A 15,587-nucleotide genomic window follows, 5' to 3' on the forward strand; every position below is an offset into this window, starting at 1 on the left:
TAGCTTAACCCCTAAACCGCTTCTTTCATCATTCCCATAATTTGTTCAATATAGGTACGATCATTAGCAAGGCGCGGTACTTTATGTTGACCACCAAGTTTACCCTTACTTTTTAACCATGTATAAAATGTTCCTTCGGGAGCTACGTATACAATCGGGAAGCGAAGCGCCATGTCTTTATGACGTTTAGCCTCGTAATCGGAGTTGATGCATTTCAGGTGATTGTCGAGCAATTCAGAAAAATGGTCCAAGCTGTCGGGATGTTTTTCAAACTCAATAATCCATTCATGGCCTCCGGCATCTCCATCCGAAAAATAGATTGGCGCTGCTGTGTATTCTTTAATAACCGCATTGGTATGGCGGCAAGCAGCCGAGAGCGCTTGTTCTGCATTTTCAATGATTAGCTCTTCGCCAAAGGCATTGATAAAATGCTTGGTTCTACCTGTAATTTGAATTCTGAATGGGTTCAAATTGGTAAATTTCACGGTATCGCCAATCATGTACCTCCATAAACCACCGTTGGTTGAAATAATGATCGCATAGTTTTTATTAAGTTCAACTTCCGAAAGATCAAGCGTACGCGCATAAGGGTTGCCATAATCTTCCATTGGTAAAAACTCATAGTAAATGCCGTAATCAAGCATCAACAGCATTTCATTTTTGTCGCTTTGATCTTGAATGCCGAAAAAACCTTCAGAAGCGTTGTAAGTCTCCAAATAATACATGTCATTTGAAGGGATGAGCTTTTTAAACTGTTCACGATATGGGTTGAAGTTGACAGCCCCGTGTATGTAGAGCTCAAGATTCGGCCAAACTTCTAACAGATGATCTTTACCTGTAATTTCCAAAATCCGTTTAGCCAGAATTAGCGTCCAGGTTGGAACGCCGGTAATATTGGTTACATCTTCAGCGATGGTGGCATGCGCCATCATTTCGATTTTAGCTTCCCATTCATCCATTAAAGCAATGGAAATATCAGGCGTACGATAAAATTCAGCCCAAAAGGGAAGGTTTTGTATAAGAACAGCCGAAAGGTCACCGTAATAAGATTCGTCATTCAATTGGTTTACCTGATGACTACCGCCCATTACAAGACTCTTACCCGTGAAAATTTTAGCATCAGGTTGGTTATTGCAGTAAATGGCCAGCATATCCTTGCCGCCTTTGAAATGACATTCTTCAAGTGATTCTTCACTTACCGGAATAAACTTGCTTTTATCGCTGGTCGTGCCACTTGATTTGGCAAACCAAGTTACATTACTCGGCCAAAGTATGTTCTTTTCGCCCATCATCATACGTTCAATATGCCCTTTGGTCGAATCGTAGTTTTGAATGGGAAATCGTTGTTTAAACGTAGCCGAATTCTCAATAGAGCGAAAGTTATTACGTTTGCCCCATTCGGTATCTTTGGCAGTAGTGACCAGATTCATCAACCATTCTTCTTGCACCTCAAAAGGATATTTCATGAAAAGTTCGATCTGATGGATACGTTTTTTCATGATCCAGGAGGCAATGTTGTTGATGATGGTCATATAATGGTTAGGTTAAGATGCTTTCAATTTAAGAAAAAATTACTTCAGGTTTCGTCTTAAAACAAAGTTTTTGCCTAGGTACACCCTGCGTACCTGCTCATCGGCAGCTAGCTCTTCGGCAGTGCCTGATTTTAAAATTGAACCTTCGAACAATAAATAAGCTCTGTCGGTAATGGAAAGGGTTTCCTGTACGTTGTGGTCGGTAATCAAAATACCGATATTTTTTGTTTTCAGTTTAGCCACGATGGTTTGAATCTCTTCTACCGCAATCGGGTCAACTCCGGCAAAAGGTTCGTCCAAGAGAATAAATTTAGGGTCCACGGCCAGACATCGCGCAATTTCGGTACGACGGCGTTCTCCCCCCGAAAGTAGGTCTCCACGGTTTTTACGTACTTTTTGTAAGCTAAACTCATTGATCAAACTTTCAAGCTTATCATGACGTTCCTCTTTACCAAGATCAGTCATTTCAAGAATAGAAAGTATATTGTCTTCTACGCTTAATTTGCGAAATACTGAAGCCTCCTGGGCAAGGTATCCAATGCCTTTCTGTGCACGCTTGTACATAGCATCATGAGTAATTTCTTGATCATTGAGATACACATGGCCATCAGTTGGTTTGATTAGACCTGTGATCATGTAGAATGATGTAGTTTTACCCGCCCCGTTGGGTCCGAGCAAACCAACAATTTCACCTTGTTTTAAATCGAATGAAACATGGTTTACTACTGTACGTTTTTTGTACGTTTTAACCAGATTTTCTGCACGTAGTTCTAACATAAGCCCCTTCCTACCTCCCGAAGGGGAGGAGATAAAATGTTTAAATTAATAATGTTGACCGTTTAATTCTCCTAAGGGAGACAATGCCTTTTCCTGCTCCCCGCCAGAGGAGGGGTTAGGTAGGCTACTTTATATCTTTAACACTTAATTGAATGGTTGTTTTTCCATTCCAGGTGTTTTCTTCAATTGTATAACACATATCAAACGGAATTCCTTTTCTTATACGTTGATAATGTTCTCCAAGACCAAAGCCAATGCATTCAAAAGTATGGCCATCTGATTGTTGTACTGAAAATTTTAAATGATTGTTGCCTACAATTTGAGGATCGTATTTGCACCACACATTTCTACTGGCAAAAACAGGCTTCATGTTTTGAGGTCCGAAAGGAGCAAACTGTTTGATGATACGAATGAGTTTCGGGCTGATATCGCTTAACTTAATGAATTCGTCAATTTCAATTTGCTGACTCAATGAGCAGTCCTCAATCGTTGATGAAACAACTTGTTCAAAACGTTCAATGAATGCGTCCACATTGTCCAAACTAATGGTTAATCCGGCTGCATACTTGTGTCCTCCGAATTGTTCGAGCAAATCACTGCATGAGCTGATAGCCTGGTGAATATCAAATCCATTTACCGAACGGGCTGAACCCGTGGCCATGCCGTTTGATTCGGTTAGAACAATAGTAGGCCGGTAGTATTTTTCAATCAGGCGAGAGGCCACAATTCCGATAACGCCTTTATGCCATTTAGGGCTGAATAAAACGGTTGAGCGGCGACTGGACATTTCAGGGATGTTCTCCATCATGGCCATCGCTTCAGTGGTAATTGTACTGTCCACCTCTTTGCGTTCGGTGTTTTTTGAATTAACAATAAGCCCTTGTTCGGTAGCCAGTTCATCGGTGCTCGAAATAAGTAGATGAACAGCATGTTTTGCATCGTCAATTCGGCCGGCTGCATTAATTCGTGGTCCGATCTGGAATACAATATCGGTTACAGTAATGTCTTCTCGTGATGAGGATAGATCAATGAGTGCTTTAATACCTGCACAAGGATTTTCATTCAAGCGCTTTAATCCGAAGAAAGCCAGCGTTCGGTTTTCTCCTGTTATAGGTACAATATCTGAAGAAATACTTACAACTGTTAAGTCGAGGTATTGCTCCAAATCCTCAAAAGGCATGTTGTTTTTTTGAGAGAAAGCCTGGGCTAACTTAAAACCAATGCCGCAGCCCGAAAGTTCTTTGTAAGGGTATTCGCAATCGACACGTTTGGGGTCAAGTACAGCTGCTGCACGAGGAATTTCATCGCCTGGTAAATGGTGATCGCAAATGATAAAGTCGATGTTTTTTTCAAGGGCATAATCAACCTTATCGACCGATTTAATCCCGCAATCAAGTGCGATAATTAAGCTGAAACCATGTTCAGCAGCCCAGTCGATTCCTTGGGTAGAAATACCGTACCCTTCTTTATAACGATCAGGTATATAATAGTCTATCAGCGAGTGAATCTTGCGGAAATAGCTGAATACCAATGAAACTGAAGTAGTGCCGTCAACATCGTAATCGCCGTAAATGAGAATTTTCTCACGATTACGAATAGCTTGTTCAATTCTATGAATGGCTTTCTCCATGTCCTTCATCAAAAAAGGATCATGCAAATGATCTATGCTCGGGCGGAAAAATTTCCTTGCCTCTTCAAAATCAAAAATTCCGCGTTTGTAAAGTAATTTTGAAATAACGGGAGAAACATTCAACTCAGTTTCAAGCTGCTCAACCACCTGCGGGTCATAATCCGAATGTTCAATCCATCTTTTTTCCATAGAACCGGTAAAAATAGTAAGATAAACCTAATTCGGCTTAGTTTAGATTTATATTCTGCAAAAATTAGACTATTTAATTTTTTAGTCTGTTTCTTATCATTACAGTCATAAGCACTAATTTTAAAATTCTATCTTTGCGCTATGCAGTCGAAAATTGAAGGTTATATAGCAGAGATCAAGGCCTTTGTGCCTACATCAGCAGACGAACTGGAGCAGTTCCGCATTAAGTTTTTGGGTAGAAAAGGAATCATCGGCGATTTGTTCGAAGAGTTTAAAACCGTTTCTCCCGAAGAAAAGCGATTATTGGGTAAAGTATTAAATGAATGTAAACAAGCTGCTGAAGCGAAGTTTAATGATTTTAAAGAAAGTTTTACGCAAGAAAGTGATATAGCTTCGGCAATCGATCTTACCTTACCGGGCATGCCGGTTGCGGTTGGTTCTCGTCATCCGCTTTCGTTAGTTCGTAAAGAAATTGTTGAGATCTTTTCTCGCATTGGTTTTACCGTTGCCGAGGGTCCTGAAATTGAAGACGACTGGCATAATTTCTCAGCCCTGAATTTTCCGGAAGAACACCCTGCCCGTGATATGCAGGATACCTTCTTCATCGAAAAAAATAGTGGATCAGAAAAAGGAGATGTCGCTTTGCGTACACATACTTCATCGGTTCAGGTACGTATGATGGAAGCCGGAAAACCTCCGTTTCGTTCTATCATGCCAGGCCGTGTATTTCGTAATGAAGCTATTTCTGCCCGTGCACATTGCATTTTTCATCAGGTGGAAGGATTGTATATCGATGAAAATGTTTCGTTCGCTGATCTTAAACAAACCTTATATTATTTCGTACAGGAACTTTTTGGTAAAGGTACCGAAGTTCGTTTCCGTCCTTCGTTTTTCCCGTTCACTGAGCCTTCGGCAGAAATGGATATTTCATGTAAAATTTGTGGAGGAGAAGGCTGTAACGTATGTAAATACAGCGGTTGGGTAGAGATTTTAGGTTGCGGTATGGTGGATCCGAATGTGCTTGAAAATTGTAACATCGACCCTGAAAAATATACTGGTTTTGCTTTTGGAATGGGTATAGAGCGTATCACTATGCTTAAATATCAAATTAAAGATCTTCGTTTATTCTTTGAGAATGATTTACGCTTCCTGAAACAATTCAAATCAGAAATTATCTAGTCATACATGGACGGAGATAAAATTTCAGTCAGTATTAAAGAAGCTGCGCAACAACTTTTTAGACGCTACGGATACCACAAAACAAGTGTAAATGAAATTGCTGCCAAGGCTAATTTGGCAAAAGCAACCATTTATAAATACTTTGAGAGCAAAGAGTTAATTCTCAATGTAATCATAATGGATTATCTGGAGAAGCATATCAAAGAGCTTGCGCAGAAATATTCTCCTGATGGACAGGATAAAGCAGAGGTAATAGCTGATAAGGTGCTTCGCGTTAGCCGGCTTACCTACATTGCCTGTAATGAGTTTATTGGTTGGGAGTTTATTCGCGAATCAGTCAATGCGCAGGCGTTTTTAAAGAAGCTTTCGGACGAAATTGAAGAACTCTTACTCGATACATTTGCCCAAGCTCGCACCACTCCGCCCGATGAAGGGGTTATAAAACGTATGCGTTTTTTAATTAATGCAAGTAAAAGCATTGTTTTTTCATTTGCATTCACTTCGGTGAGCGATGCGGATGTTAAAAAGAATTTTATCAAATTTCGCAATGATATTCTGCCTTATCTCATTAAGGGGGCGCTTTCTTCTGAAGATTAACAAAATTTCAAAACTAGATGAGTTTAACTGAAAAGTTACATTGTAAAATTAGTGTAACATTGCATGATTTTTTGGTGAACCGTTTGGGTATTTGGTATAAAAGCCTTTATATTTGTAGTGTCAACAAAGCGGATAAGGGAAATTAAAAAGTTTTTTTCTCTTTGATAAAACAAATATCAGACTGCTTCGTTATTTAATTCGAACTTTAAAATTGTAAAGTTTCATAGATAAATTGGTTTAGGTTGAGCCCCGTTCAGTAGAGATATTGACGGGGTTTTCTTTTTAGGAGCAACAATTGGAAAGCGTGTCCTAGGTAAGAGTCATGAAGATGTTTGTTCTGAATCTAACCGGTAAGATGATTTATTTGAAACGAAAAATCTTTTTGCAGCATATCCTCGAGTCGTAACACAACTGCAAAGCTTACTTGCCAATTGCATTGACAACGGCCGCAGTACAAACGGTACAGCACAACAAAATGAAGGTAAGATGATACCTGCTACTGTACAATGGATGGAAAAAAAACAGTAGTAAACAATGAATATTTCTTTGGTCGAAAGTTTATATCTAACCTACTATCTTAACTTAATGCACCGAAACCAATTTTAATCCCAAAATTGAACCGATCAATAAGAAGATGAAGAAAACCCTCCAGAAGTCAGAGGGTTCATTAAAAATAAAAATACCGATCAAAACTGTTCCTACGGCGCCGATGCCTGTCCAAACGGCATAGCCGGTTCCCATGGGGATGGTTTGTGCCGCTTTATTTAAAAGCAGAAAACTTAGCGTAATGCAAACAAAAAATCCAATGCTCCATTTAAGATTAGTGAAGTTATTCGAGAGCTTTAGACAGGTGGTAAAACCTACTTCAAATAAACCTGCTATTACCAAAATGATCCAAGCCATAGTGTTACTAGTTAATTGTTAATAGTGTTTAGTCTGACTATGTACTAACTACTTATTCAAATAATTCTTCCTTAATTCATCAACTGTAGGCAAGTTATTGTAATGCCATTTATTGATAACCACCCCGTTTTTAAGCAGTATTAGTCCCGGGTTTGCACGCACCATTGATTTTAACGGCACTGCATCAGCAAAGTAAAACTCATAATAAGCATTTACTTCATGACGAAACGTTTCGGCATCCAACGGAGAAGTCGAGGTAAGTCCAATCGTACGGATTTTATACTCTTCTCCCAATAATGTGATTTTATTCAGTTGCTCCTGAACTTTTTTGTTGGTTTTAGGCAGATCATTCTCAACAATCCAAAAACTGTAATCAGGGTTTTCAAGCAGCGTACTCGTTACATCGTTTCCATCACTATCGTTAATTTTTAAATCACGTATAGGAGGAGTATATCCTTTTTTTACCAACACGGGGTCAGATGCTTTTACGTATTCCCAATCAGGGTTTTCATAAATTTTGGTAGCGATATATGCTTTATCATCGATTTCTTTCAACTCGCCAGTTTTCTTGTTTTTAAGCGTGTAAACCACTTTGAACACGTCAGGCTGCGCTCCGGCAGGCACTTTCATCAATGAGGGAAGGTTATTGCCGATTTTATACGGAAGGAAATCAATGAAAGGTAGATTACGGTAAGCATAAATACCGGTTCCGAAACCAAGAAGGCAAGCTGCGATGATGACCACAATTGAACCTTTATCTCCGAAAACAGATTTGATTTTATCCTGATTAAAAAAGATAACCAAAATCAAAATCAACAAGATCAAATCTTTGCTGAAAGATTGCCATGGTGTAAGCGGAATTGCATCTCCAAAACATCCGCATGTTTTTACCACATCAAAGTAAGCCGAATAGAAGGTTAGGAAGCTGAAGAAAATGATCAGCAATAATAATCCCCATGAAACCAGTTTGGTTTTGGCTCCAAAAAGAATGGCGATACCTAAAATCACTTCCAGCGCGCATAAAATAATGGCGATAGCAACTGAAAATGAATTAAAGAAATTGATATGAAATACTTCAAAATACTCTTCGAGCTTGTAAGAAAAACCCAATGGGTCGTTTAGTTTAATTAATCCCGAAAAGATGAAAAGTAAACCGACTAAAATCCGGCAAATGGTAGTAATGTGTTTCATGTTTTTGTGGTAAAAAATTGCCCATAGTTTATAGGCCATGGTTCATAGATAAAATAGAGGTTAAATAATCTATGGACTATTGACCATCGACTACGGCCTTTTTTGATCTAACTATTAGCAATGCCTATTTTTATCATCGCGAAAACTGAATAATTGATAATATCCTGATAATTGGCTTTTACACCCTCAGAAACCAGCGTTTGGCCCTTATTGTCTTCAATTTGTTTAACACGGAGTAATTTCATCAGGATCAAATCAGTAAGAGAGCTTACTCGCATATCACGCCACGCTTCTCCGTAATCATGGTTTTTGTCTTCCATTAAGTTGCGGGTTTCGTTTATGTTCAGGTCATAAAGAGCACTCACCTTTTCTGCCTCGATTTCCATTTCGTCGGTATCGTTCATGTTCAGCTGAATCATCGCGATAACACAATAGTTAATAATACCGATGTACTCCGGAACAATACCTTCGTCTACTTTGCTCACTTTTTTTTCTTCAAGGGTACGAATGCGCTGAGCCTTGATGAAAATTTGGTCAGTTATTGATTCAGGGCGAAGAATGCGCCATGCGGTACCGTAGTCACGGGTTTTTTTCATGAACAATTCTTTGCAGGTTTTTATTACCGAATTGTATTGAGTAGCTGTAGTAGTTTGCAATTTCTTTGAAATAAATCGTTTTAAAGGTACAACAGAAACCGGTATCTTAAATTTTAGTAGTTTTAAAACCTTTAATACGTTGGGTTTTTATTGTGATGCACAAAAATACATTTTTTTCGAAGAGAGCAACTATAAACTGTGGAGGGCATTTGCTCGATTTGAGTACGCCAAAAATCATGGGCATTCTGAACATAACTCCCGATTCTTTCTTTGATGGAGGCCGTTATTTAGATGAACAGGCGATAGTTGAACAGAGTGGCAAAATGCTAGACGATGGGGCCTCTATCATTGATGTGGGCGCCTATTCTTCTCGCCCGAATGCCATTGATATTTCTGCTAAAGAAGAAATTGACCGTTTGCTGCCGGCTTTAACACTCATTAAGGAAAATTACCCTAACGCTATTATTTCAGTCGATACCTTTCGTTCGGAAGTAGCGGAAGCTGGAATTAAAGCCGGAGGGCATATTATTAACGATATTTCAGCAGGAGAACTGGACGGTAAAATGTTTGAAACTGTGTCTCGTTTGCAAGTGCCTTACATATTGATGCACATGCGTGGTACTCCGCAAACGATGCAGCAACTCACCGATTACAATGATTTAATGCGTGAGGTTGTAAAATACTTCGTGGATAAGGTAACCAGACTTAAAAAGCTTGGAGTGCATGATTTAATACTCGATCCGGGTTTTGGTTTCGCGAAAAACATCGATCAAAATTATGAGTTGTTAAAACACATGGATGAAGTCAAAATTTTTGATTTACCTCTTCTTGCCGGACTTTCGCGAAAGTCGATGATTTGGAAGTTGCTGGAAAGCAAACCAGAAGAAGCTCTTAACGGAACATCGGTACTTAATACTATTGCTTTGCAAAAGGGGGCTGCTATTCTTCGGGTTCATGATGTGAAAGAGGCTGCTGAAGTGTTGAAGATTTGGATGAAAGTAGGTTGAAAATGAGCTTATAGTCCATGGTAGACGGTCCATAGTTGTATAAATTAAGTGTTTCAATCAGTCATACTCTGTGAATCATGGACTATCTATGGTCAATTTTCTATCAGTTATAAAAAATATATATTAGTAGCATGGACTCATTCCAAGTACTTTTTTCAAATTTTGGCATTTTCGACGTAGTTGATATTATATTGGTTGCCATACTGATTTATCTTTTCTATAGTTTACTCAGAGGCACCATCGCCGTTAATATATTAATCGGTTATTTGTTTGTCTATCTTTTTTACCTGTTGGTAAAGTCATTACAGATGAAATTGTTAACTGCGTTTCTGAATGGTTTTTTCCAGGTAGGAGTTATTGCACTGGTAATCGTTTTTCAGCCTGAGATTCGTAAATTCTTACTGATGATTGGCAAGAATTTCAAACTCTATCGTAATCAATATTGGTTTAAATTTTTTGTTAGAAACGAAGCTCAAAAAGAGATTCGCTATTCCAAGCTACGACCGGTTTTAGATGCTTGTAAAAGCATGCAGGAAACCCGCACCGGTGCATTAATTATTTTCGCCAGAAGTTATGAAGATGAAAATTTTTATAAGAATGGCGAAGAGATGAGGGCTGTTATATCCAAACGCTTGTTAGAAACCATCTTTAGTAAAAACAGTCCTTTGCATGATGGGGCCGTAATTATAGCCGAAAATCGGGTCATGGCTGCTGGCTGTATTTTACCACTAGCCGAAAATCACGAACTGCCATTATACATGGGTTTGCGCCATCGGGCGGCAGTGGGTATCTCTGAAGTTGCTGATGTTGCAGCTCTTGTTGTTTCGGAAGAAACCGGAAATATTGCTTACGCGCGACAAGGAAAAATCAAGACGAATCTTGACATGTCTGAACTAGAAAAAAACCTGCGTAAAGATTGGATCTAAGGCGGAGTATAATTTGTACACATTCAGGTTGTTAGGTGTATGTTTTAAAAGAAAATGGTGTGCCATCGTCCTTTTCTTTTAAGATCTGGTCATTACTTTTTATTCTAATTCTTTATTCGTGGTTATATTTCTATACATTGCATTATAACATGGTTGATATTGGCATAATTTTCTCGATGCAGTAGGTCTAAGTCAGCTCTCTATGAAAATACTCGGAATATCTGCCTTCTATCATGATTCGGCAGCTGCAATTATCGATGATTCTGAAATTCTTGCAGTTGCTCAAGAAGAGCGCTTTACTCGTGTGAAACATGATCCTTCTTTCCCGCATAATGCTGTAAAATACTGCCTTGACTATGCAGGTGTTTCTATCGATGATCTTGACGCGGTTGTATTTTACGATAAACCCTTATTGAAGTTTGAGCGATTGCTCGAAACCTATTATGGGAATTCTCCAAAGGGATTGCTATCATTTTTAGCCGCAATGCCTGTTTGGATTAAGGAGAAGATGTTTCTTAAAAAATTAATCAGGGATGAACTAAAAAGAGTTGGATCTTATGATAAAAAGAAACTAAAACTTCTTTTTCCGGAGCATCATCTTTCACATGCCGCTAGTGCTTTTTATCCTACCAATTTTAGCAAAGCTGCGATTTTAACAATAGATGGAGTTGGCGAATGGGCAACGGCTTCTATTTGCTACGGAGAAGAAAATCAAATCTCTATACTTAAAGAATTACATTTTCCGCACTCATTAGGCTTGTTGTATTCAGCGGTTACCTATTTTACGGGTTTTAAAGTGAATTCAGGGGAATATAAACTGATGGGTCTTGCTCCGTATGGTAATCCTGATTCAATTGACTTGGTGCGATATATCGATATTATTAAAACAAAGCTTGTCGATATTAAAGAAGACGGCTCTATTCTGCTAAATCAGGAGTATTTTAATTATGCCACCGAACTTACCATGGTTAATGAACATAAATGGGAAGCACTTTTTGGATTTCCGAGGCGCAAGTCAGAGAGTTTGCTTGAACAGCATCACTGTGATTTAGCGTTAGCCATACAGCAGGTAACCGAAGAAGTTGTGATAAGTATGGCCAAAGAAGCAAAACGACTTACAGGAGCAAGTAATTTATGTTTAGCCGGAGGAGTGGCTTTGAACTGTGTAGCCAATGGTAAACTACAAAACGCTAATATTTTCGATAATATCTATATACAACCGGCCGCGGGAGATGCCGGCGGAGCATTAGGAGCTGCCTTGGCCGCGCGTCATATTTCCTTTGACCAGCCTCGGAATTATACCACCGATTACGATCATATGCAAGGCGCTTATCTTGGTCCGGAGTTTTCAATGTTGGATATTGAAAAAATGGCGCGTAAATACCAGGCAAATTTTCAATGTTGTGAGAACTTTGAGCAAGTTGCGGAGCAAACCGCTGAACTGCTTGCTACAGGCAATGTAATCGGATGGTTTCAGGGGCGCATGGAGTTTGGTCCGCGCGCATTAGGCAATCGTAGTATCATTGCAGATGCCCGAAATCCTGAAATGCAGAAAAAACTCAATTTAAAGATTAAATACCGTGAAGGGTTCAGGCCTTTTGCCCCTTCTGTGCTAATGGAAGATGCAGCTAAGTTTTTCGATCTGGAAAGTGAATCACCATATATGCTATTAGTACAACCCGTGCGTAAAGAACGGCAAAATCAACTGCCTGATGATTACAATGAGCTTTCTCTGCTTGATAAATTGTACTTTTTGCGAAGTGATATACCATCGATAACTCATATCGATTATTCAGCCCGCATTCAAACAGTTCATAAAGAAACTAATCCGAGATACTGGTCATTGATCAATGAATTCAAAGCCTTAACAGGTTATGGAGTAATTGTTAATACCAGTTTTAATGTTCGGGGAGAACCTATTGTTTGTACACCTGAAGATGCTTACAAATGTCTTATGCGTACCGAAATGGATTATCTGGTTATTGGGCATTATATTTTCAATAAAATGGAACAGCCCCAGTGGAAGGAAACGCTCGACTGGAAAAAAGAATTTGTGCTCGATTAATAAAACACTCATTGCCAATGAAAAATTTATTTAAGTGGAAAACGATCCGCGATACTCTTATTATAGGGTTAATTACGTATGCGCTTATTGAGTTGGTTTGCTTTATTTTTATTGAAATAAAATACGTTCCCGCAGAAAAACCATCATTCACCTATATCTTTTATGGGAAGAATTGGAAACCAATTTTTGCAGATATTAATCCGATTTGGGGGGCTTGGCATGAACCAGGGAATATAGTTTCCACCAAAGATTGCTTTAATGTTAGCTACAGAATTAATTCATATGGTGCCAGAGATAAAGAGAGGATTAAAGAAAATGGTGCCAATAGGGTGATTGTTTTAGGAGATTCTTTTATGGAAGGTTATGGAGTGGAAGAAAATGAACGCGTTTCCAATCTACTTGAAAAAGAGCTTAAGGTTGAGTTCTTGAACTTTGCCACCACCAGTATGGGGCCTACTCAAGAGTATCTTCTTTATAAAGATCTTGCGAAAAACTTCAGTCATGATAAGGTATTGATAGGAATATTGCCTTTTAATGACTTTCAGGATGATGATAGGGATTTTAGCCTGAAAATTGATCCTAAGTTATACAAACCATTTTGGGTAGGTTCCTATCCTGATTACAAACTCACGTATTCTCCTCTTAAACTTGAAGATAGTGAAAGTTTAGACTATAAAATCAAATTGGCTACCTCATTTCGTGGCAATCTAACTGAATTTCTAAAATCTTATACGTACTGGTTTAACATCTATTTCTATTTGAAACATGTTAAGCCTATCGTTTATTTAGCTAAGAGTAATTTGCCTTATTCGGGTTATTATGATTACACTCTAAAGGAGTTTAATAAAATGAAATTCTCCATTGAAAACATTAAAAGGGAAGCTCAAGGCAAGGAGATTTACATTTTTACGATTCCTGTACAGTCAGACTTGTCTAGATATGCAATTGAGAATAAAGTAAGCAAACTAGGAAATGAGCTAGGGGCTTTTTGCAAAAACAGCGGAATTCATTACCTCGATTTACTGCCTGAGACTTATAATGATTATGGTAAGGATGCTAGTAAGTTATACTTATCATGCGATGGTCATTGGAACGCGACAGGTAATAAATACACTGAAAAACTTTTGGTTAAATTTTTAAAAAAATAAGCATATGGACTTCTTAATCGATCTGGCAAAGTTCCTTCGTGAACGTAAAAAATTCTGGCTCATTCCGGTAATAGTAATGTTACTGCTTATCGGGGTTCTTGTAGTTTTAGGTGGAGGATCGGCCATTGCTCCATTCATTTACACTTTATTTTAAACATATGAAAAAGGAACAAATTTCCGAATCCTTATTGGTGCTCACAACAGCAATGATCGCAGCCGGTTTAATATTTAATATTCATGGCTTTTATACTGCTGCATTGTTGATGGGGCTTTGTGGAGTGTTTTTTTTAGGCTCTTTAGGTCTTTGGATTACGAAAGGCTGGTTAAAGTTTTCTGAGGTGCTCGGTTATATAAACGGTAGGGTTTTGTTAACACTCATTTTTTTTCTGGTGTTAACCCCGGTCGCTTATTTGAAGCGTTTATTTAAAGGTTCCGCAAATTTTGTCTATCGTAAGGAAATGAATTCGTATTATTTTGTTCGCAATAAAATGTATCAGGCTGATGATCTTGAAAATACATGGTAATAAATAATTAGGTCAATTTATGAGAAGCTCTGTGGTAAATACCATGGAGCTTTTGCAATTATTTACGCTACTGACGAGGTGTTAAAAAACAGGGTTTTGATAACGAACAGGCAATAAACTTACTGAAGTAAGAGCTTGAGGTAATCAATCCTTCTCAGATTAGTTAAAATTCTTATTTTTGCAAAATCATTATACGCCGTATGCAGCGGTATCAATGTAATTATGAAAAAATTCCAGACCCTACTTTATTACTGCTATTCGGCTATAGCAGAAGCGGAGCAGTTTGCTGCTCAACATCTAAAATTTTGCAAATCGTTAAATCTTGTCGGACGTATTATTGTTGCGGATGAAGGCTTAAATGGAACTATTTCGGGTACTCCTGAAGCTTGCAAAGCGTATATGGATGCCATTCATGCTGACGAGCGTTTTGCTAAAACCGAATTTAAAATTGATAATGTTGATGAACTTTCTTTCCTTAAAATGCATGTGCGTTATAAGTCTGAAATTGTTCATTCGGGTCTGCGCGATCCTAGAATTATCAACCCTGAAGTGAAAACAGGTAAACACTTAGAGCCGACAGAATTTATGGTGATGAAAGATCGTGATGACGTTGTGGTTCTTGATGTTCGCTCTAATTATGAACATCATCTAGGAAGGTTTAAAAATGCAGTCACGCTTGATATTGAAAACTTCCGTGATTTTCCTTCAAAAATAAATGAACTGGCCCAGTATAAGGATAAGAAGATTCTTACCTATTGCACAGGTGGTATCAAATGCGAAAAGGCAAGTGCGCTATTATTGCACGAAGGTTTTACAGATGTGTATCAATTGCACGGTGGAATCATTAAGTATGGTAAAGAAGCTGGTGGGAAAGATTTTGAAGGCAAATGTTATGTGTTTGATAATCGTGTAGCGGTTGATGTAAATGCAGTAAATCCAACGGTTGTTTCTACCTGTAAACATTGTGGACAAACATCTCCTAAAATGGTAAACTGTGCCAACCCTGAATGTAATGAGCAATTTACCTTATGTGAAGATTGTGGATGGGAAATGATGGGTTGTTGTAGTAATGAATGCATTGATCACCCTCGCCGTCGTGTTTATGATGGTAGCGGTTATTATATAAAACTTTCTCAAGAATACGTTAAGGTTCCAAGAATTGGAGAGCCGGTTGAATAATAAATTACGAAAAACGAGGAAAACACTTCCTCGTTTTTTTATTTATACCTATTGAGCAATGAAAGTAGGGGAGTAATAATGTTGCCTAAGGGTTAATCGTCCCGGCTGTTTTCTTTGCCTTTAAAAAATGGTAAATTTAGGTAT

At 38.4% G+C, this 15,587-nt stretch carries 15 protein-coding genes; 9 read left to right on the forward strand and 6 right to left on the reverse strand.

Annotated features, from left to right (window positions below):
• Positions 1-11: 11 nt before the first annotated feature.
• From FN756_RS07800 to recJ, 3 genes are all read right to left on the reverse strand, one after another.
• Complete coding sequence (locus tag FN756_RS07800; protein ID WP_142603029.1) at positions 12-1,532, reverse strand: GH3 auxin-responsive promoter family protein; 1,521 nt, start codon at positions 1,530-1,532, stop codon at positions 12-14.
• A gap of 39 nt (positions 1,533-1,571) precedes the next feature.
• Positions 1,572-2,309, reverse strand: coding sequence for an LPS export ABC transporter ATP-binding protein (gene lptB / locus FN756_RS07805; protein WP_142603031.1), 738 nt, complete (start codon positions 2,307-2,309; stop codon positions 1,572-1,574).
• 124 nt (positions 2,310-2,433) lie between these two features.
• Positions 2,434-4,128 carry a single-stranded-DNA-specific exonuclease RecJ gene (gene recJ, locus FN756_RS07810; protein ID WP_142603032.1) on the reverse strand — a complete coding sequence of 565 codons (1,695 nt, stop codon included), beginning with the start codon at positions 4,126-4,128 and terminating at the stop codon, positions 2,434-2,436.
• A gap of 141 nt (positions 4,129-4,269) precedes the next feature.
• Between recJ and pheS the strand changes: the two genes are divergently transcribed.
• Both pheS and FN756_RS07820 read left to right on the forward strand, forming a co-directional pair.
• Positions 4,270-5,307 carry a phenylalanine--tRNA ligase subunit alpha gene (pheS, locus tag FN756_RS07815; protein ID WP_142603034.1) on the forward strand — a complete coding sequence of 346 codons (1,038 nt, stop codon included), beginning with the start codon at positions 4,270-4,272 and terminating at the stop codon, positions 5,305-5,307.
• A 6-nt stretch (positions 5,308-5,313) separates the two neighbouring features.
• Positions 5,314-5,904, forward strand: coding sequence for a TetR/AcrR family transcriptional regulator (locus tag FN756_RS07820; protein WP_142603036.1), 591 nt, complete (start codon positions 5,314-5,316; stop codon positions 5,902-5,904).
• A 582-nt stretch (positions 5,905-6,486) separates the two neighbouring features.
• Here FN756_RS07820 and FN756_RS07825 read toward each other — a convergent pair.
• The 3 genes from FN756_RS07825 to FN756_RS07835 form a co-directional block, all read right to left on the reverse strand.
• Positions 6,487-6,807, reverse strand: a complete 321-nt coding sequence (locus FN756_RS07825) for a DMT family transporter (RefSeq protein WP_142603038.1) — start codon at positions 6,805-6,807, stop codon at positions 6,487-6,489.
• A gap of 48 nt (positions 6,808-6,855) precedes the next feature.
• On the reverse strand, positions 6,856-8,037 hold the full coding sequence (locus FN756_RS07830; protein ID WP_317131198.1) for a BT_3928 family protein: 1,182 nt from the start codon (positions 8,035-8,037) through the stop codon (positions 6,856-6,858).
• A gap of 68 nt (positions 8,038-8,105) precedes the next feature.
• Entirely contained in the window at positions 8,106-8,594 is a 489-nt protein-coding gene (locus tag FN756_RS07835) for a DUF1599 domain-containing protein (protein ID WP_142603039.1), read from the reverse strand.
• Between the two features lie 155 nt (positions 8,595-8,749).
• Between FN756_RS07835 and folP the strand changes: the two genes are divergently transcribed.
• From folP to trhO, 7 genes are all read left to right on the forward strand, one after another.
• Positions 8,750-9,601, forward strand: coding sequence for a dihydropteroate synthase (folP, locus tag FN756_RS07840; RefSeq protein ID WP_142603041.1), 852 nt, complete (start codon positions 8,750-8,752; stop codon positions 9,599-9,601).
• 131 nt (positions 9,602-9,732) lie between these two features.
• Positions 9,733-10,527 (forward strand): diadenylate cyclase CdaA, encoded by a 795-nt coding sequence (gene cdaA / locus FN756_RS07845; protein ID WP_142603043.1) that lies wholly within the window; start codon positions 9,733-9,735, stop codon positions 10,525-10,527.
• Between the two features lie 202 nt (positions 10,528-10,729).
• Entirely contained in the window at positions 10,730-12,592 is a 1,863-nt protein-coding gene (locus FN756_RS07850) for a carbamoyltransferase family protein (protein ID WP_142603045.1), read from the forward strand.
• 17 nt (positions 12,593-12,609) lie between these two features.
• Complete coding sequence (locus FN756_RS07855; protein ID WP_142603046.1) at positions 12,610-13,740, forward strand: hypothetical protein; 1,131 nt, start codon at positions 12,610-12,612, stop codon at positions 13,738-13,740.
• A 4-nt stretch (positions 13,741-13,744) separates the two neighbouring features.
• Complete coding sequence (locus tag FN756_RS14465) at positions 13,745-13,894, forward strand: DUF5989 family protein (protein ID WP_185955224.1); 150 nt, start codon at positions 13,745-13,747, stop codon at positions 13,892-13,894.
• Positions 13,895-13,898: 4 nt separating this feature from the next.
• The gene (locus FN756_RS07860) at positions 13,899-14,264 is read left to right on the forward strand and encodes an SxtJ family membrane protein (protein ID WP_142603048.1); all 366 of its coding nucleotides are present in this window, start codon (positions 13,899-13,901) and stop codon (positions 14,262-14,264) included.
• Positions 14,265-14,486: 222 nt separating this feature from the next.
• Entirely contained in the window at positions 14,487-15,443 is a 957-nt protein-coding gene (gene trhO, locus FN756_RS07865; RefSeq protein ID WP_142603050.1) for an oxygen-dependent tRNA uridine(34) hydroxylase TrhO, read from the forward strand.
• Positions 15,444-15,587: the final 144 nt, after the last annotated feature.

Source organism: Solitalea koreensis, assembly GCF_900182575.1.
In the GTDB taxonomy this organism is placed as follows: Bacteria; Bacteroidota; Bacteroidia; order Sphingobacteriales; family Sphingobacteriaceae; genus Solitalea; species Solitalea koreensis.

Coding starts and splice junctions, on each gene's coding strand:
- FN756_RS07800 (WP_142603029.1), bottom strand. CDS start 1,532: ATGACCATCATCAACAACATTGCCTCCTGGATCATGAAAAAACGTATC.
- lptB (WP_142603031.1), bottom strand. CDS start 2,309: ATGTTAGAACTACGTGCAGAAAATCTGGTTAAAACGTACAAAAAACGT.
- recJ (WP_142603032.1), bottom strand. CDS start 4,128: ATGGAAAAAAGATGGATTGAACATTCGGATTATGACCCGCAGGTGGTT.
- pheS (WP_142603034.1), top strand. CDS start 4,270: ATGCAGTCGAAAATTGAAGGTTATATAGCAGAGATCAAGGCCTTTGTG.
- FN756_RS07820 (WP_142603036.1), top strand. CDS start 5,314: ATGGACGGAGATAAAATTTCAGTCAGTATTAAAGAAGCTGCGCAACAA.
- FN756_RS07825 (WP_142603038.1), bottom strand. CDS start 6,807: ATGGCTTGGATCATTTTGGTAATAGCAGGTTTATTTGAAGTAGGTTTT.
- FN756_RS07830 (WP_317131198.1), bottom strand. CDS start 8,037: ATGGCCTATAAACTATGGGCAATTTTTTACCACAAAAACATGAAACAC.
- FN756_RS07835 (WP_142603039.1), bottom strand. CDS start 8,594: ATGAAAAAAACCCGTGACTACGGTACCGCATGGCGCATTCTTCGCCCT.
- folP (WP_142603041.1), top strand. CDS start 8,750: ATGCACAAAAATACATTTTTTTCGAAGAGAGCAACTATAAACTGTGGA.
- cdaA (WP_142603043.1), top strand. CDS start 9,733: ATGGACTCATTCCAAGTACTTTTTTCAAATTTTGGCATTTTCGACGTA.
- FN756_RS07850 (WP_142603045.1), top strand. CDS start 10,730: ATGAAAATACTCGGAATATCTGCCTTCTATCATGATTCGGCAGCTGCA.
- FN756_RS07855 (WP_142603046.1), top strand. CDS start 12,610: ATGAAAAATTTATTTAAGTGGAAAACGATCCGCGATACTCTTATTATA.
- FN756_RS14465 (WP_185955224.1), top strand. CDS start 13,745: ATGGACTTCTTAATCGATCTGGCAAAGTTCCTTCGTGAACGTAAAAAA.
- FN756_RS07860 (WP_142603048.1), top strand. CDS start 13,899: ATGAAAAAGGAACAAATTTCCGAATCCTTATTGGTGCTCACAACAGCA.
- trhO (WP_142603050.1), top strand. CDS start 14,487: ATGAAAAAATTCCAGACCCTACTTTATTACTGCTATTCGGCTATAGCA.